Consider the following 17,436-nt stretch of genomic DNA (forward strand, 5'->3'; position numbering starts at 1 on the left):
GGTTGCAGGGCACGATAAGCGGCCAGCACCCACGAACAGCTTACCGGGGTCGCGCGAACAAAAAACAGGCGCCCGCTCTTCGGGTCGAAGGCGTAGTTGCGCGTTCGCATTCAGTTTCAGATCGGACTTCACTTCTCCCCTACTCGTCTCTGATGACATATCCAACCCTCCGCACCGTTTCGATCGTCTCCGCCCCGAGCTTCCTGCGAAGGTTGGAGATGTGAACCTGGATCGCATTACTCTCTACTTCCTCTTGCCACCCATAGATGCAGTCTTCGAGCGTCGACGACGACTGAGGTATGCCACGGTAGGCAATAAGCTGGAGCAGGATTGCCCACTCCCGTGCCGATATCGTGACCGGTACACCCGCGCGCGTCACCGCTCGCGATGCCGTGTCGATAATCAGTTCGCGGTGCCGGATCTGACCCGTACTGCTCCCTGAGAGCGACGTACTAACGCGCGACATCGAGCGACCAGTTCGCGCGAATCGAACGGCTTGTTCAGATGGTCGTCGGCGCCGGCCTCGAGGGCACGTACACAATCGGCGACGCTGTCACTTTCCTTGAAGGTGAAGACCGGCACCGCACGATTGATGCGACGTAACCGGACAAGAAGATCGAGATCTCGACCCGCGGGGCAACATCATGTTCAAGACGACCAGCGCATATCGCGCCGTGCTGAGTGCGAGCTGCACCTGGCGATCGTTCCTGACACGGTCGACGGCATAGCCTTGGGCGCGCAGAATCGACGACAGTCGCCTTGCGTCCCGCTCAACCGATTCGGCTAAAAGAATACGCATGCATGCCTTGTCCGTAGGACAAATATTTTTCGCCTTTATTCCGCACGGGATAAGTGATCAGCCGTATGCGCAAGAGAACCAGCAATTCTGAATTGGTGTGACGGACGAGGACCCGCGTCCATTCCAATGATTAAGATGCCGTGGGCTTCATCTCACAGAAGTTGAGCCTTTCTAACATCTCTTTCGCTTTGGAGAACCTGAATCAAAAAAAAGTCTTTGCTTGCAGTTAGTGCATTGTGTCTTTCGGCGAGCGCCGCCCATGCACAAAGCAGCGTCACGCTATATGGTTTAATCGATGCAGGTCTGACCTACACCAACAATCAGCACGGTCAGAAAAACTTCCAGGCAACCAGCGGCGACACAAACGGCAGCCGTTGGGGATTGCGTGGCGCCGAGGATCTTGGCGGCGGACTGAAAGCCATCTTCACATTGGAAAACGGGTTTAGCATTCAAAACGGCTCGCTTGGTCAAGGCGGCCGCATGTTTGGACGTCAGGCATTCGTCGGTCTGTCGAGTGAAACGTATGGCGCACTGACCGCCGGTCGTCAATACGACTCCGTGGTCGATTACCTTGGCCCACTTTCGTTGACCGGCACACAATACGGCGGCACGCACTTCGCCCACCCATACGACAACGATAACCTGGACAACTCCTTCCGGGTCAGCAATTCGGTCAAGTATCAAAGCATCAACTACGGCGGCCTCAAGTTCGGCGGCCTGTACGGTTTCTCGAACCAGGCTGGTGGATTCGCCTCGAATCGTGCGTATAGCGTTGGTGCGTCCTATAACTGGGGTCCGTTGAATGCAGCAGTCGGCTACCTCCAACTGAATAACTCGGGTTCGACATTTCCGGCGGGTGCGGTTTCTGACGACGCGACGTTTAGCGCGGGCAACCAGCGCACGTTTGGCGGCGGCCTCAGCTATGCTTTCGGTCCTGCAGTGGCGGGTGTCGTGATCACGCAGACTAAATTGTCCGCAGCGACAGGTATTGGCGCGTATGCCTCCGGTACGAGTAAGGGGCTGACGTTGACAGGCGGCGATGCCCGATTTACGAACTACGAACTGAACGGACGCTATAACCTGACGCCGGCATTGGCTCTCATCGGGTCCTACACATTTACCGATGCACGCGTAAGCGGCGTCAGCCCGAAATATAATCAGATCAACTTGCGCACGGATTACTCGCTGTCCAAGCGCACCGACGTTTATCTCGAGGGTGTCTATCAGCACGTGAGCGGTGCTGGCAACTCCGGCATCACCGCGAACATCACCGGCCTGTCAGCGTCGTCGGGCAACAGTCAGGTAGCGGCAATAATTGGCTTGAGGACGCGCTTCTAATAGGTTGTCCGGACATCCGCCGTTGCTGCGCCAACGTGCAGCGCGACGGATTCTGCAGGTAACTGCGTGTCATGTTCTCGTTGCAGTACGAACCCGCGCGGCTCAGCGGATGTAACTCGTGAATCTCACGGAGGCCTTGCACCCGGGTTGATTGTCCGAAAGCTCGAACTCCGCGTCATGCACGCGCGCGATCGCTGCAACGAGGCTCAGCCCGAGACCGTGTCCGGACGCCTTCGAATGTAAATTCATACTTCGATAGAACGGCCGCAAAACCGCTTCGCGCTCGGCAAGAGCGATGCCCGGACCGGTATCGGTGATTTCGACGATGACCCGTTCTCCGTTGCAGTGCGCGGTCAACAGGATCGCTCCGCCAGTAGGCGTAAACTTCAACGCATTATCGAGTAGATTCTCAACCGCGCCGAACAGCAGATCGACGTCCCCAATGACGTGAACCGGCGATTGTGCCTGCACTGTCATCCGAATTCCTCGCTCGTGGGCGAGCGGCTCGTAGAGTTCTACGAGGTCGCGCAATACGGTGTCGATCGCAACCGGCGCGAAACTCGCACGGCGAACGCTTGCCTCGACGTCAGCGATTCTGAGCAATGCGGTGAACCGGTTCAGCACGAGGTCCGATTGCGTGATCGCGGTTTCGACAGCGTCGGAATAGTCCTCGCGCGTTCGAGAGCGGCGACTCGCCCGCTCCAGACCTGCGCGCAGTTGCGTCATAGGCGTGCGGAGATCGTGTGCAACACCCGCGCACACACCGCGGACCTCTTCGACCAGACGCTCGATCTCGTCGAGCATCGTATTGACGATCGTGGCTAGCCGATCCAGGTCGTGACTCGTGCCGCGTGTCGGCAGGCGACGATTCAGCTTGCCCGCCATGATTTCACGACTCGTCTCGCCTATCTCGCGAATCCGCCGGTTCGACATGCCGTTGAGCGCCCTCCCGCAAACAATGGCCAACAGGATCGTAATCAGCACGCCGGCGCACAAAGTCCTCACCAGCGTGCGGTCAAAACTGGATATCTCGTCGATCGAATGTCCGACCAGGATGCGCAAACCACTGGTGGTCGGCACGATGATGCCGCGATAGTGGCCGGCCGATCCGACGCCACCGCCGGCGAGGGGCTGCGTGTAGTCGAACGGTACGCGGTCGAGCCGATCAGGTAATCTGGTCATGTTCCCCGCAAGCCATGTGCCGTTGCCATCGAACACGCCATAAGGCCGGCTGGTGGCAATGTCGCGCCGGCACAATGCCGTAATGGTGGCGACTGCCTCCGCACGTCCGATCGACTGAAATTCCGTCACTTCGCCGCGCAAACGTTCATCCACTTCACGCACCAGATAGCTGCTCGTCAACCAGTACAACAGCGTAAATAGCACGATCGTGGAGCTGACGAACACGCCAAGCAACCAGACGATCCCAGGGACGCTGGCCGGAATGCGTTGGCGAATTCTATTCATGAATGATATAGCCGACATTGCGCACAGTGGCGATCATGCCCGACAGCCGACCGTTGCAACTCACCTTGCGGCGCAGATTGGAGATATGCATATCGACGACGTTCGTCTCCGCGTTGAACCGGTAATTCCAGACGGATTCGAACAGCATTGCACGGGTGACGACTTGTCCCGCGTGTCGCATGAGGAATTCGAGCAGGCCGTACTCGCGCGACTGCAATTCGAGCGTGCAATCCGCCCGCTTCACGAAACGCGTGACGGGATCGAGCGTGAGATTCCCGACTCTGAGCAGCGACGGTTCGCCGACGGACGAGTGACGGCGTAGCAACGCGTTCAGCCGCGCCGTGAGTTCGAGTCCGTCGAACGGCTTGGTGACGTAATCGTCGCCGCCTGCGCGCAACCCACGTATGCGCTCATCGACCGCACCTAGTGCGCTCAGGATCAACACAGGCGTGCTCCGGCCGACGTTGCGCAGCGTCGCGAGGATCGAGAGTCCATCGATATCCGGCAGCATGCGATCGAGGATCACTGCGTCGTACTCGCCGTTCATTGCTCGCAGTAGCCCATGATGACCGGTCGACACTTCCTCGACCTCGAAGCCATAGTCCTCCAGTGCCGCAGTGATCTCTACCGCGACGTGCGGATCGTCCTCGACGACCAGCACGCGCGGCGGCTTCCCGCACAGGCGGGCAATCGGCAGTTCACTTGCCAAGTGGAGCGTCTCCTTGTTGGGCTTGCGCGAGTTGTCCGGACCGGACCCAGTTCGTGGCAGGCAATACAGCCGTGCCCTCTTCCACAACGGCCTGCAACTCAGCGGGCGAGAGGCCCAGTGCGGCCAGAATGGTCGGCGCGACCTGTGTGGTCGAAACGGGGAATGTCACGCGGCGACCCGAATTCGCCAGCTGCGGGCCAGCAACGAGCAACGCCACCGCCGTGTCGTCGTCATGAAAACCGCCGTGTTCGGCGAGTTTGCCATCGTCTGGTTTCGCGAATATGACACCGTCTTTCGACACCACGACGATATCCGGTGTCCGGCTATCCTGGGCCGGCGCCGGGAAGCGCATGGCGAGACGATCGCCGTTCAGCACGTCCGCGATGCCAAGTGCGTTGGCGTGCGCGCGCAATGCGGCGCTGATCTTCGGCGCCGCGCTCCCGTCGTGCAACCAGATCAAAGCGCCGTGGTCGGTCGTCAACTGCGCGAGCGCGCCGGGTGCCGCGTCGGCAATCACTTTCTGCAATTTGCGCTCGTCGATCTTGTCCAGTCGTGACGGATCGATCGGACCGTTGCCATGTTTTGCGGTGACGATCACGAGCGTTCTGTCGCGCAGATGCTGTCGCGCGAGTTCGTCGACCATTCTGCCGATCAACTGATCCGTGTAACCGATTGCGCGATCCACACCGGGCGTCAATGTGCCGTTGGCGTCCCGATAGCCGTACAGTTTCTGTGCAACATTGACAGCCTGCAGATTCAGCCCAAACACATTCGGTACTTGCACATGGCGGCTGCCGTCGTGCGTCAGTCCGTCGATTTCATTCAGCACGGCACGCGCCTTGATGCCATCGTAGTCCTCGGTGCGCGCAAGCGAACCGGTGATTCCACCCGTGTCCGTGTGATCGAGTCCTTCGAAGTTCGCACCGATTTCCGGCACGAACAGATCGTCGACGCCGCGCCCGGACGGTCCGTTGACGAGTTCATAAGCGGGATGCTTGTCGGTCCAGGCCGTATAGCCGCCGGCATCGTGTATGGCTTCGAAAATCGTGTTCACCCGCAAGTACGAGTGCGGATAGACCGGCGCGCAACCGCGTTGCGGATCGCGCGGCAACTTCGCGGGATCGATCGTTTCACGACCGTCGGTGCCCGCCATGTCGAGCGTTTCGTCGTAGAGCACCGCCGTGCCTCTGCGGCTGCAATCGCTACTGGGAGCGGCCAGCATGCGGTCGTACGAAGCGTCGTAGTAAACACCCGTCACGGCCGGTGTGCCGCCCGTCGTCAAGGCGAGCAAGCCGGGAAACGAATCGGCGGGCGCCACCGTGTGCGCATTGGTGTAGTCGATCCCCTGCTGCGCCAGTTTGGCAATTGCGCTCGCTGGGTGCAAGCGCATAAAGTTATCGAGGTCACTCGCATGCAGACCATCGACGCTGATCAGCAGCACGTGTTGCACCGGCGCGCCTGCTGGCAGTGTTCCGGCGCATGCTATGCCGACCGTGGAAAAGGCTACGGAAAGGGCAATGCCGAGTTTTGAAAAGATCGGTTTCATTCTTGCTCGTTGAGTTTAAAGGTAACCCACAATTATTCGGATAGCGTCTTGCCTGCGAACGCGGCATCAGGCTTCAGGCACGCGGCGTCCCTGACGGCAGCCAGCGCTGCGCGATCCAGCAGTCCAACGCCGCTCGACACGACGACTCTCACGCCCGACACCGTGCCATCGCGGCGCTGGAAAGCGACCCGCGATGCCGGCCATCCGTGCCGATTCCGGGTAATGCAGCGCGGCCTGGATGGCGGCTCGCAACGCCGCTTCGCGCATCACGACTTCTTCCAGATGGGCATCGATATCCTCGCGATCGCGCACGCCTTGCAGCCGCACTGCCGCACTGAAGAGTTGCGCAATCGGTAGGTCGCGATACTGCGCGACCACACGCTCTCCTCACCTCAACTTCCCGAACCGCCCGGTGCGGACCCGCATGCCAGGTGCTGTGGCAGGGGTACGGCCTCACGGCCGTCCCCTATGCCGATCGATCCGATGCCGTGCTTACGACTTCGGAACGATCGCGACGCCGCGCAGCGCCTGACCGTAGGGTGCCGTCTGCATGAGCGTAAAGCCCTTTGCGGACGTCACCGTGGAGCCCGTCACGTTCACCGTAATCTTGACCAGTTGGTTGGACTCCGCACCCGCATCGAACGCGGTGCCCAGGCTTGCGCCGATCGTCGAGGTCGTCGCATACAACGTGTACGAACCATCGCTGTTGATCTGACCGGTGATATCGCGCAGACCGTCCGGCGTCGTCGTGTAACTTGCGGACTTCACACCGTAGACGCCCGTGGTGTCGGTGATCGAGTACGCGGTGCCGAGATTCAGGCCGACGGTAAGGTGCCCGATCGGTGTCCACGTCGCGCCGCTTTTCTGATAGACCCACAAACCGCCACTTCCGGATACCTGATCGCCTGCTACGCCGTCGCCCTCGTCGGCCACGAACATCAGCGACGGATTCGACGCCGGGATCCACATGCCGAACGGGTAAACCGTGCCGGTCACCTGGCCGGGAGACGTGAGATTGGTCAAATTAGCGGCCAGCGCAGTCGGGAAACCCGGCACGATCGTGATCGCAGCAGCTTGCGGCAGCAGCCCGCCGTTCGCGAGCGCGGCAGTTGCGCCGAGCTGGTAGATCGTATTCACGCCGTTGCCACCGCTACCTTTCGATGTATACACGGTGCCGTCCGGCCCGACGTACAGGCCACGGAAGTTGGCATCCTTACCGCTCTTGTCGGCAGCGGTTGCGGGTGTGGTCTGCAGGCTCGCAATGGTAAAGCCGAACTGATCTCCCGTTGAGCTACCGTTGGTGATCGCGCCGATGGACGCAAGCGAGCACGCAGTGCCCACCGGAGCCGTGGCGTAGGTGCCGCTACCCGCGCCAGACTGGAATGCCCCGATTACCTGCGTGAATGCACAGGTACTGCCCGGGACGATGCTCTGAACGCCGCTCGACATCGTCAACATGTCGAGTTGCGCGGTGGTCGGCTTAGGGTTTTTGCCCGAGTTGCCGGCGTTGCCGACGATGTAGTACATGCCATTCGCGAGTACCGCCGAACGGCCGTTGTTGCCAGCGTAGGCGTTGGTATTGGTGAACGAAAGGCTGCTGTCGGTAAAGTTCAGCTGGCCGACCGTGCGGTAGGTTGGCGTCGCGACGTCGGTGTTCGTGGTGTCCACAACGCCCGGCGTATTCGAATTCGAAATATCGAGCTGGTCAGGCGAGGCGTTGTAGCCCACGAACGTGAGCGACCGGTTGTCGAGCGATACGTTCAGTGCCATTTCCGATTTGGACGCAAAGCTCGTCGCAAACTTCACGCCGTTCTTCGCGGCTTGCGCGGTGATGTCGAGCGTTTGCGAAGGTGAACTATCATCGGGTGACCACTGGTCCAGGTACGCTTCGGAGGTTACGCCGAAGTTGGCGTCGTTCCCATCGTTTGTGAATACGTTCGGAAAGGTACCCGGCGACACGGCGCTGATCGGGGCGGCGTTTGCCGCGGTTGGCGTCGCATTGTAGGGCAGTGTTCCAGAAACGGAAAATGTGGGATCGTATGCTGTGCGAGCCACCAGCAGGTTGCCGGCAACATAGGCGCTGGTCGACGTAACCGGCGGCGCAGGCGTCGCGGGATTACTATTCGGTGCCGTCGGCGAGTTGGAGCCCCCACAGGCGGTGAGTATCGAGACGACAGCTGCGATCGGCAACAAGCGTAGCGTGGTTTGCATTTGAGTCGTTTGTCCTCGAGAAGAGATCGCGGAGCGACGATTGATTATGGAAGTGCAAACCTGGAAGATACGATTGGGACGCTGCGGCCAGATGACCCGAAAATTACGAAAGTAAAGACGGTCTCACGTCGAGAAATAGTTCACGGCTCGTCTGTAATTTCTGGCTAGTCATCGAAAAACTACGTGAGCGTCACCTTGAACCCACCTCTCGCAGCGCGGCTGGTACAGAGAGGGCGGGAGGCCAGACGTAGGGAAAAGGTGGAACGTGAAGAAACTCGCTTCAACGACTACTGGCAGTCCCTGCAGGAGATATGCCGAGAGAACGGAAAGCAAACGGGGAACAGAGTCGCGGCGCGGTTGCCCCAGCGTACCGGGAGGGGAATTGCAGAGTTCACCAATTGATGTCGCGGTTTAACAACCCATTCTCGTCGTTTTCAGCCGCAAAATCGGCCGCTCGAAAGACCCAAAGCCGGCAGAGACACGCAATTCCTGTCGCTTTGATACGCCGACGCTTAAAAAAACCACGGGCCGCCCGTTTTATGCACCTACAGGGCTTCGCAGATTCGGCGGCCGCGCCCCATACTGGCTCGCAGCTACGCCTCGATTGGTGGCGAGCCGCAATCCTCTCACCGCGGAAAAGCAGCTCTCGCAATTTTATTCTCATGAGTGGCAGCGAGCGTTCGTTCGCGAATCATAAGCGAGCGATCGCTTTTGGCCCGCAGGCCTAAACCGCTCGCCCGGTGGGGGCTGCGGTCAGTCGCCGGCGGTCAGGGACAGGCCTGCCACGCGGTTCCGTATGTTGGCGAACGAGGCAAGCCGCAATACCTTGGTTGTCTGCCTCGGCTGTGTTGGGGCTACAGCAATATCAACTATCTCGAGCCAACAAAATGGATCGTTTTATGACGAGGTTAAGGTCCCGTTCGTAAGGTAGCAGCCGCACCTCCGCACGTCGTTGGTCTGATCCGGGGTTCGTCTTCGTCAGCCTGATCATTGCGCAAAAGCCGTCCGCTGACTACCTTATAAGTCAATCCTCTGGCTTCCGACGCGTTTCGCGCATGGCCGGAACACCGAGCTGTCGGCATGCCGCAGACATCTCGCCCCGAGGCTGTCGGCGCGCCACCACCACTTGCGAACGACCTATGTCCGCGGTTGCCATGGAAGCCTGACTTCGATCCGGCGAATAGCATGCGTCCGCCAGGCTATAACCAACCAGGTGACGTAACTCAAACGCCGCGCAAGCAGAAAGCTCTCTGTCATTTTAAAGCTTCGCGGCGTTGCCCGATATGCTAAGCTCATAAGCACGTGTGCGCACACACGTGGCGCGCAATCGACTGCTTTTCTCTAGTGTATGAAGAGGAGAAGCGACCATGAAAATTTTGTGGGTAGATGACCACGAAATTCTTTGCGTTGCGCTTTCCGAATATGTCCAATCACACGCGTCGGAATTGAGCGCAACTCCAATCGAAGTCACGCCGGTGTTTACGCTTGCCAGCGCGCTTGAAAAAGTAAACCAGACACCTCCTCCAGACCTCGTATTCCTGGATCTCAATCTGGATGGTGAGAACCGTGGCGCCACGACACTTGAACATTTCCAGGCCGGAAATCCATCGCATGTTCCCGTGGTCATCTGCACGGGACTCGCTCCGGGCAACGATCAGGAAGTTGAAATTCTGCGCACCTGCATGCGTGACTATGCTGCGCGAGGAATCATTTTGAAAGGAGGCGCGCACAAAAAAATGTTTGTTGGATTGAGCAGGATTTTGGGCGGCGAACTCTGGATTCCTGAAGAAGTGTTACTACGCCTTGCCTGCTCGACGCAACCGCCCCCGGCAAGCCGCAATCAGCATCATCTCGGACTTTCTCCGCGAGAATGGGACCTCGCGCGTTGCATTGCACGTGGTCTCTCAGGCAAACAGATCGCCAGAGAACTCAACGTCTCCGAGGGACATGTGAGACAGGTTTCTTGCGTGATTTATGACAAACTCCAGGTCAGAAACCGCGTTGAAGCCGCACTCAGAGTCAATGCCGAGTTGACGCTCGGAAGAGAAGCCGCAGATAAGGGCGTGTCGTGAAAATCTCTGTTATTCGCTCCTGATGTGCCCCGTCATTACCTTCTCCACGCTCTCGGTCGATGTTTTTGGCTTATGTTTCGCGAGTATGCTCAACAAGGTCTGTTCAGAAACCGGCTTCGACAATAGCTTCATCCCACTAAGCGCTACTTTCTTGAGCACCGCCGACGAGGTATCTCCCGACCACAGGATCGCGGGAATCGAAGCACCGGCAGCAGCGCGCACCGCCCCAATCGCGGCCACACCGTCCTCGTGCTCCAGCCGGTAGTCTGAGAGGATAAAGTGCGGACCACTTGCCAAGGCCTCGACGCGCAACTGCTCGATCACGTCGTGTGATGATTCTCCCGCCACGACGTAGCATCCGTGCTCGATCAGGCGCATCGAGATTTCGACTCTCAAGTCACTATTGTCTTCGATGATCGCCACTACCATATTGGTCAGGTCCGGGTCGTCGTCTTCAACCGCTTTAACCTCAAGCAACTCAGGCGGTACCAGTCCCATGAAGGGGACCGTAACCGAAAACCGCGATCCACGACCCGGTGTCGAGTTCACATCCAGTTCGTGACCAAGCAGGTCGGCGAGACCCTGGACAATGGACAGACCCAGGCCAAAGCCTTTTTCCCGATTTCTCTCGGGATTGTCGACCTGAACATAGCTCTTGAAGATATCCGCCTGTCTGTCTTCAGGGATACCGATCCCGTTGTCCCAAACGCTGATCTTTATCGCGTTGTCACTTCTCCGGCAACTCACCAGAACATGCCCCTTATTCCCCCCCCGGCCGGACGGCGTATAACGGACCGCATTTATCAACATGTTGCGGACAATTCTGTCCAGCGCGTATCGATCTGTACGAACCAGATAGGGCCGGCTATGGAGCCTTAACTTCAGGCCCTTCGCCCCGGCCAGCGGCTGCACATCCTCGACGATATCGTGTAAAACCAAGGGCAGCACGACCTCTTGAATTTCGACATTCCACGTGCCTGACTCTAGACGGCAGATATCCAGCGCACCATTGATCATCCCTTCCATCGCATCCACTTGCCTTTGCGCGATCGACAGGTCTTCGGCCAGACTGCTTGATTGAATGTTCCGCTCGACATAATTTAACTTCAGCCCGAGCGTTGTGAGCGGTTGCCGCAAGTCATGGCTTATCGCAGCGATAAGCTGGTTCTTCTCCGCCCTTGCCGCTTCGGCCCGCGCTCGTGCCTCGTCGAGAATGACCCCCTTTACACATCCACGCTTCTGATTGTAGAAAATGAACCAGGCGATGAAACAATAACCAATTAGTTGAGCCGTAAACCAGATGAGCATTCCTGGCCGGTATACATACAGCGGAGGTACTATGCTAAATCCAAATGGGATAGCGCCCAGCACTAGTGAACCTAGCGTCGCACGAAGACTGGGGGCAAGCAGCAACAGGGTAAATGCATGGCTGATCAGTGTGTACTCAAAAAACCCGTATCTGGCCAATTTCAGGTAAGACGCATGGCCCGAGAAGTTGGGCGGGCTCAACCCAAAGCTCCCCACCGCCCACCAGAACGATGTCAGAATGACCAATGCGGCCCACGCCCGGTGCATCTGCTCGATCGCGTCGACACCAGCGTGCTTCGGCAGCACCATGGTCTTTTTCAGCAGGTATGTCGCCATGGGAATGGCGATCCCCCACATTCCCAAGAGCCAGAGCGCACGGAACAAAACATGGAAAAGCGAAGTTTGGATCCACGCTCCAAATACGAACAGAAGCGAGCTTCCGACCGCCAGTAGCACAGTCCAATATAATGCTCGACGCGACAGTGAAAACAATAACGCGCGTTCGACATGAAGGGTCTGCTCGGCGTTGAGCGCTGCAAACGGTCCCAGAAAGGGCTTCAGGAATTCGGCGAATCTGCCGCGCTCATTATTAAGTGTTTCACTCGCACCCGGTCGTGTTCTCGCCTGGGGCTTTCCGCCTGCAGCAGAACCACTTCGCGTTTGAGTTAAGGATGCCATCGAAGGCCTCCGAGGATCAGGCTCAGCATGCTGCTCGATTGTGCAACCAGTCCATCGGTAAGTCGATGGACAGATGTTCCGTTATGCGCCGAACAAAGGTTCGTAGTCTATGAAAGCGCGAAGATCACTACTATCCACTCCTGACGTTCCCCGCGACCGCTTTCACCCCGATTTCTGTCGATGTTCTTGATTTGTGTCTGGCGAGTATGCTCAACAAGGTCTGTTCAGAAACCGGCTTCGACAATAGCTTCATCCCACTAAGCGCTACTTTCTTGAGCACCGCCGACGAGGTATCTCCCGACCACAGGATCGCGGGAATCGAAGCACCGGCAGCAGCGCGCACCGCCCCAATCGCCGCTACACCATCCTCGTGCTCCAGCCGGTAGTCGGAGAGGATAAAGTGCGGACCACTTGCCAAGGCCTCGACGCGCAACTGCTCGATCACGTCGTGTGATGATTCTCCCGCCACGACGTAGCATCCGTGCTCGGTCAGGCGCATCGAGATTTCGACTCGCAGGTCGCTATCGTCCTCGATGATCACCACTACCATATTGGTCAGGTCTGGGTCGTCGTCTTCGACCGCTTTAACCTCGAGCAACTCGAGCGGTACGAGTCCAACAAAGGGGACCGTAACCGAAAACCGCGATCCACGCCCCGGTGTCGAGTTCACATTCAGTTCGTGACCAAGCAGGTCGGCGAGACCCTGGACAATGGACAGACCCAGGCCAAAGCCTTTTTCCCGATTTCTCTCGGGATTATCGACCTGAACATAGCTCTTGAAGATATCCGCCTGTCTGTCTTCAGGGATACCGATCCCGTTGTCCCAAACGCTGATCGTTACTGCGTTGCCACGCCTCTGGCAACTCACCAGAATATGCCCCTTCTTTTTCCCCTGGTAGGACGGCGTATAACGGACCGCATTGATCACCATGTTGCGGACGATTCTGTCCAACGCATGTCGATCTGTACGGACCAGATAGGGCCGGCTTCTATGAGCAGTGAGTTGTCAAGTGCTGGTCAGCTTTGTGTTGATGTTCAGATCATAAGGGGCTCCTCGAGTATGGGCTGGCACGATCCATATTCGTAATGTCGGGTTAGAGCCGTCTCCTGCGCACGTGAGATCCAACGTCTCACCAACTTCTATCCGCCGGTGTTGTACCGGCCACATCCCTTATGCGCGTTGCGCCGGACAGTGCGATCCGGGAGATGCGCCCCATCTAAGGATCAGTTGCGTTGAGCAACCCGCCGACCCTACGGGCACATCACACTCTAACCTTCAGAACGTCGAGCTATCTGGGCGTGGTTTCATGCCGGCTTGAACTGGGCGCCGTCGGGAATGATTCCGTCTTTCAGGAAACGCCACAATGCAATCGCGAGGCGCCGGGCGACCGCAACGATCGCGATGCGACGCGCGCGGCGATTCGGGCCGGTGCCTCGCGTGCGCTCGTCGAACCACCGCGCCAGCGCACTGTCGGGCTGGTATCGCAGCCAGCACCAGGCCATCTCGACAAGCTGGCTTCGTACGCGTCGGTTTCCCTGTTTGCTGATGCCTTGATCGACACGGCTTTGACCGCTGTCGTATGGCTGCGGCACGAGTCCCACGCATGCACCAAGCTGGCGACGGTTGTTGAACTGGCGCCAAAACAGTTCAAGCACGAGGCGTGTTGCTCCAATGTTGCCGACACCCTTGAGCCGACTGAGGTAAGTGATCCGCTCACGCACGGGGGCAGGCAGACGTTCCTGGAGCGTGCGCTCAATCGCAGCGAGTTGCTGTTCCGCGAGCTCGAGGCGCGCGCATTCGCGCACTAGCCGTTCGCGCAACTCGTCCGGCAGTGGTGTGCCGTCGTAACAGGCGAGCTCACCGCGTCTAAGTAGTCCGGCGAACGAGCGGTGGTTGACGTTATCCCAGCAACCGAGCGTGACGAGCAGTTTGCGCATGCGGTTGCGGTGTTGCAACACTTCTTTCTGCAACTGTCCGCGATCGCGAATCAGATGACGCGAGGCTTCATCCTGGACAGAGGGCACACGCACCACGCGCATGCGGTCGCGCTCGCCATGAAGCCATGCCCGCAGGTTGGTGACGAGTCTAATGACATCTAGCCGGTCCGTCTTTGCGCGCCGTTTGTGGCGCTCCACAGGAATGCTCGCGGCATCGACCATATAACAATCGATGCCGCGAGAGCACAGCGCGCGATGGATCCAGAATCCGTCCTGCCCGGCTTCATAGCTGACGACTACGCGTACCTGCGAGGGCAGCGACCACTTATGCTTTTGCTGCGCGATCAGATCGAGAACGGCCTGGAGTCGCACGTTTGGCTGCGGTGCGCTGACCGTGTGGACCGCCGGCTGCTCTCTAAGTCCGTCGTGAAGCGCGACCTTCCACTTGGCGGCGGACAGTTCGAGCGACACGGCGAGAATAGCTTCGCCAGCGTCGGATCCAGTAACGTGATTTTTGTCCATAATGCCCTCCATTGAGCAAGCCTTGACCCGTCAATCTTACGACTCGGGCCTTGGCGACTCTCACGCTACATAGGATCTATGGAGTCTTAGCTCCAGGCCCTTCGCTCCGGCCAGCGGTTGCACATCCTCGACGATGTCGTGTAAAAGCATGGGCAGCACGACCTCCTGAATTTCTAGACTCCATGTGCCAGACTCGAGACGGCTGATATCCAGCGCGCCATTGATCATCCCTTCCATCGCATCCACTTGCCTCTGCGCGATCGATACGTGTTCGGCCAGACTAGTTGATTGAATGCTCCGCTCAACATGATTCAACTTCAGCCCGAGCGTTGTGAGCGGTTGCCGCAAGTCATGGCTTATCGCGGCGATAAACTGGTTCTTTTCCGCTATTGCCGCTTCAGCCTGCGAGCGAGCTTCCTCGAGAATGACCTCGTTTACACTTGCGCGCTTCTGATCATTGCAAATAAACCATGCCATGAAAAAATAGCCAACTAGTTGAGCGGTATTCCAGTCGAACATTCCCGGTCGCTTGATAAATAGGACGGGTCCCATGCTGAATCCGAACGGGATAGCGCTAAACACGAGCGAACCTAAGGTCGCACGAAGACTGGGGGCGAGCAGCAACAGGGTAAATGCCTGGCTGATCATCGTCAGCTCGAAGAAGTTATACCTGCGCAATATGAAGTGGTAACCATGGAGCAGCGCGAAGTCGGGTGGAGTCAACCCAAAGCCGCCCGCCGCCCACCAAAGCGATGTCAGGACGATCAACCCAGCCCATGCCCAGTGCGTCTGCTCGATCGCGTCGACGTCCCCGTGCTTCGGCAGCGACATGGTCTTCTTCAGTAAATAGATTGCTACAGGAGCGGCCATCCCCCACAGCCCGAACATCCACACGACACTGAACCAGAATCCGTATCCGACGGGTAGATCCCACGATCCAAATACGAACCAGAAGGAGCTTCCGGCCAGCAGCAGCGCGGTCCAATATACTGTTCGACGGGACAGTGAGCTCAGCAATTCGCGTTTGACGAGGAGGTTCTGCTCGGGACTAAGTGATGCAACCGGTCCCAGAATAAGATCCCTATATTCGATGAATCGGCGGCGCCCGATTTTCTGAACCGCTTCACTCACGCTCAGCGATGTTTTTCCCCCGCGTTTTTCTCCTGTGTCGGAATCAATTCGTGTTTGAGTAAAGGACGCCATGGGAGGCCTCCGAGCATCGGCTACGGCATGCGTCCCATTGTGCTACTTCGCCTCCAGCAAGTCGATGAACAGGTGTTCCGGTCGTTGCCGAACAAAAGTTCAGGTCCACCTAAGTAAACTCTTCTTGAAATCGCTGTTTGTCATGCTCGGCATTCAGCGGGAAAACCGGTCGGAACGGCTGAGAGAGGCCAGACATCGGGGCATTTTCCGACACCGCACACCGGCAACTCGCAGTTGTCCAGGTTAAGTACGTCGCAAAGCAAACCTAACTTTTATTCGCGGACAACGGAACATTTAATGCCGAACATCAAATAGGCACTCTCACTACATCTGACATGGCTGATCAAAAGAATAATGAAACATAATTCGACACAAGGAAGGTGTACTTCGCCGCGCAATGACACACGCTCTTTTCTGGCCCCATGCCGATTCGAATACGGCCCTATGACTGGCCAATGAAAAGGTGCAGTGCATATCCACGCACCGTCCGCTTTTCCTGCTACCTCGACGCTGCGATATTTGATCCGGCTGTGTCGGCCCGACGAGTCTCGGCACTCCGTACTTCGGCAGCTGATCGCCCGATCCGCGCCGTCTTGACACGACGCCCCGTTCAACCAATTCAAGGAGTTTCACCATGAAAACTTTTGTATGCCTCGCCCTCGCCAGCGCTGCACTTGCCAGCCCGGTCATCAGCGTCGCTCAAAGCAGCGCGCCCCTCACTCGCGCGCAGGTGCGCTCGGAACTGGTCCGTATCGAGCAGGCCGGCTACCACATCGGCGACGGCGACGAAACGACCTATCCCGTGCAAATTCAGGCAGCAGAAGCGAAGACCGCCGCACAGGACAGCCAGCAGGCCGCCAGCACCTCTGCACAGGACAGCCGGCAAGCAGCCGAGAACGCCGTTGGCGGCACGACGCTCAACGGCACCTCGGCCGCCGGCAGTTCGATGCATCTGGCACAGCCTTCGTCATGCGTCGGGCCTGCAGATTATTGCAACACCTTCTTCGGCCACTGACTACCGCCTGCTAGCCAGGCGTCTCTCAGACAATTCCGCTAAGTGGGCTCTCCCTATCGCGACATCAGCAACGCAGAGCAATTTGAGTATGTGCGGTAGCACACCACGCCGCACCGACGTTAGCGGGAACATTTCCTGGACGCCAGTAGTGAGTACCCTCTGCGAGGCAACGCCGTTCCCGGGTGTTCGTGTGTTGCCTCGGACAGGGGGTATACCAATGGAAACGATTGCGATGAGGCCTCGCCTGTTGGTGTTGGCGAGACGGTGCTGTCATGCGGCATGGTTATCAGGCTGCCCGACCGCACTCGTCGCCGCGCATGAGCCAGCAAGTACCCAAAGTCCGCCCACCACCGTTGCCCCGACCTACAAGGTCGGAGACACCCCAGAATCCGTTGCCCGCTCCTCGCAACGGCCCATCCTGCTTTCCCGGTTTCCCGTGTCTCGTCGCACCGCTTCTTGCACGACGTGCGGCGACTGATGATCGCTTCACTGACGCCCCAAACTGGCGCCCGCAAAGGGCGGCCTCCACGAAACTGAATGAGTCTTTGCGACCCGTTGCTGACGGTCGCGCCGGTCCGCTTTCAGGATGGCTAGTTACGAAAACGTTTGACACGAGCGGCGGTCCGAAGC

Annotated in this window: 15 protein-coding genes; 4 read left to right on the top strand and 11 right to left on the bottom strand. The window is 58.3% G+C overall.

What is annotated here, in order from left to right; all coding sequences use genetic code 11:
• Positions 1-139: 139 nt before the first annotated feature.
• Together RI103_RS30715 and RI103_RS30720 are read right to left on the bottom strand one after the other, a co-directional pair.
• Positions 140-466 (bottom strand): winged helix-turn-helix domain-containing protein, encoded by a 327-nt coding sequence (locus tag RI103_RS30715; RefSeq protein WP_310816428.1) that lies wholly within the window; start codon positions 464-466, stop codon positions 140-142.
• Positions 403-582 carry a hypothetical protein gene (locus tag RI103_RS30720; protein ID WP_310816429.1) on the bottom strand — a complete coding sequence of 60 codons (180 nt, stop codon included), beginning with the start codon at positions 580-582 and terminating at the stop codon, positions 403-405. The genes RI103_RS30715 and RI103_RS30720 overlap by 64 nt, the downstream gene beginning before the upstream one ends.
• A gap of 418 nt (positions 583-1,000) precedes the next feature.
• Between RI103_RS30720 and RI103_RS30725 the strand changes: the two genes are divergently transcribed.
• Complete coding sequence (locus tag RI103_RS30725; protein WP_310818616.1) at positions 1,001-2,137, top strand: porin; 1,137 nt, start codon at positions 1,001-1,003, stop codon at positions 2,135-2,137.
• 102 nt (positions 2,138-2,239) lie between these two features.
• On the opposite strand, the gene RI103_RS30730 is transcribed toward RI103_RS30725, so the two are convergent.
• Genes RI103_RS30730 through RI103_RS39735 form a run of 4 tightly spaced genes read right to left on the bottom strand, consistent with a single transcriptional unit; the run spans position 2,240 to position 6,020 of the window.
• A complete protein-coding gene (locus RI103_RS30730) occupies positions 2,240-3,604 on the bottom strand; it encodes a HAMP domain-containing sensor histidine kinase (protein ID WP_310816431.1) in 1,365 nt (454 codons plus the stop codon).
• The gene (locus RI103_RS30735; RefSeq protein ID WP_310816432.1) at positions 3,597-4,313 is read right to left on the bottom strand and encodes a response regulator transcription factor; all 717 of its coding nucleotides are present in this window, start codon (positions 4,311-4,313) and stop codon (positions 3,597-3,599) included. The genes RI103_RS30730 and RI103_RS30735 overlap by 8 nt, the downstream gene beginning before the upstream one ends.
• Positions 4,303-5,859, bottom strand: a complete 1,557-nt coding sequence (locus tag RI103_RS30740; RefSeq protein WP_310816433.1) for an alkaline phosphatase family protein — start codon at positions 5,857-5,859, stop codon at positions 4,303-4,305. The genes RI103_RS30735 and RI103_RS30740 overlap by 11 nt, the downstream gene beginning before the upstream one ends.
• 32 nt (positions 5,860-5,891) lie before the next feature.
• On the bottom strand, positions 5,892-6,020 hold the full coding sequence (locus RI103_RS39735) for a hypothetical protein (RefSeq protein ID WP_409077006.1): 129 nt from the start codon (positions 6,018-6,020) through the stop codon (positions 5,892-5,894).
• A 61-nt stretch (positions 6,021-6,081) separates the two neighbouring features.
• On the opposite strand from RI103_RS39735, the gene RI103_RS39740 reads away from it, so the two are divergent.
• Positions 6,082-6,216, top strand: a complete 135-nt coding sequence (locus tag RI103_RS39740; RefSeq protein WP_409077007.1) for a hypothetical protein — start codon at positions 6,082-6,084, stop codon at positions 6,214-6,216.
• Positions 6,217-6,351: 135 nt separating this feature from the next.
• Here the strand turns inward: RI103_RS39740 and RI103_RS30750 are convergent, their stop codons facing one another.
• Positions 6,352-7,818: a hypothetical protein gene (locus RI103_RS30750; RefSeq protein ID WP_310816436.1), complete on the bottom strand. Its 1,467-nt coding sequence runs from the start codon at positions 7,816-7,818 to the stop codon at positions 6,352-6,354.
• A 1,619-nt stretch (positions 7,819-9,437) separates the two neighbouring features.
• On the opposite strand from RI103_RS30750, the gene RI103_RS30755 reads away from it, so the two are divergent.
• A complete protein-coding gene (locus RI103_RS30755) occupies positions 9,438-10,142 on the top strand; it encodes a response regulator transcription factor (RefSeq protein WP_310816437.1) in 705 nt (234 codons plus the stop codon).
• A 9-nt stretch (positions 10,143-10,151) separates the two neighbouring features.
• Here RI103_RS30755 and RI103_RS30760 read toward each other — a convergent pair whose 3' ends face one another.
• From RI103_RS30760 to RI103_RS30775, 4 genes are all read right to left on the bottom strand, one after another.
• The gene (locus RI103_RS30760) at positions 10,152-12,128 is read right to left on the bottom strand and encodes an ATP-binding protein (protein WP_310816438.1); all 1,977 of its coding nucleotides are present in this window, start codon (positions 12,126-12,128) and stop codon (positions 10,152-10,154) included.
• 130 nt (positions 12,129-12,258) lie between these two features.
• Entirely contained in the window at positions 12,259-13,080 is an 822-nt protein-coding gene (locus RI103_RS30765) for an ATP-binding protein (protein WP_310816439.1), read from the bottom strand.
• A 353-nt stretch (positions 13,081-13,433) separates the two neighbouring features.
• On the bottom strand, positions 13,434-14,588 hold the full coding sequence (locus tag RI103_RS30770) for an IS110 family transposase (RefSeq protein ID WP_310812849.1): 1,155 nt from the start codon (positions 14,586-14,588) through the stop codon (positions 13,434-13,436).
• A 60-nt stretch (positions 14,589-14,648) separates the two neighbouring features.
• Positions 14,649-15,791, bottom strand: coding sequence for a HAMP domain-containing sensor histidine kinase (locus RI103_RS30775; RefSeq protein ID WP_310816441.1), 1,143 nt, complete (start codon positions 15,789-15,791; stop codon positions 14,649-14,651).
• 634 nt (positions 15,792-16,425) lie between these two features.
• Between RI103_RS30775 and RI103_RS30780 the strand changes: the two genes are divergently transcribed.
• Positions 16,426-16,806 (top strand): DUF4148 domain-containing protein, encoded by a 381-nt coding sequence (locus RI103_RS30780; protein ID WP_310816442.1) that lies wholly within the window; start codon positions 16,426-16,428, stop codon positions 16,804-16,806.
• Positions 16,807-17,436: the final 630 nt, after the last annotated feature.

Origin of the sequence: Paraburkholderia sp. FT54 (assembly GCF_031585635.1) — a bacterium.
Taxonomy (GTDB): domain Bacteria; phylum Pseudomonadota; class Gammaproteobacteria; order Burkholderiales; family Burkholderiaceae; genus Paraburkholderia.

Excerpts from the sequence above, each read along its gene's own strand:
- RI103_RS30775 (WP_310816441.1), bottom strand. The coding sequence starts at position 15,791 with ATGGCGTCCTTTACTCAAACACGAATTGATTCCGACACAGGAGAAAAA.
- RI103_RS30760 (WP_310816438.1), bottom strand. The coding sequence starts at position 12,128 with ATGGCATCCTTAACTCAAACGCGAAGTGGTTCTGCTGCAGGCGGAAAG.
- RI103_RS30730 (WP_310816431.1), bottom strand. The coding sequence starts at position 3,604 with ATGAATAGAATTCGCCAACGCATTCCGGCCAGCGTCCCTGGGATCGTC.
- RI103_RS39740 (WP_409077007.1), top strand. The coding sequence starts at position 6,082 with ATGCAGCGCGGCCTGGATGGCGGCTCGCAACGCCGCTTCGCGCATCAC.
- RI103_RS30780 (WP_310816442.1), top strand. The coding sequence starts at position 16,426 with ATGAAAACTTTTGTATGCCTCGCCCTCGCCAGCGCTGCACTTGCCAGC.
- RI103_RS30770 (WP_310812849.1), bottom strand. The coding sequence starts at position 14,588 with ATGGACAAAAATCACGTTACTGGATCCGACGCTGGCGAAGCTATTCTC.
- RI103_RS30755 (WP_310816437.1), top strand. The coding sequence starts at position 9,438 with ATGAAAATTTTGTGGGTAGATGACCACGAAATTCTTTGCGTTGCGCTT.
- RI103_RS30740 (WP_310816433.1), bottom strand. The coding sequence starts at position 5,859 with ATGAAACCGATCTTTTCAAAACTCGGCATTGCCCTTTCCGTAGCCTTT.
- RI103_RS30715 (WP_310816428.1), bottom strand. The coding sequence starts at position 466 with ATGTCGCGCGTTAGTACGTCGCTCTCAGGGAGCAGTACGGGTCAGATC.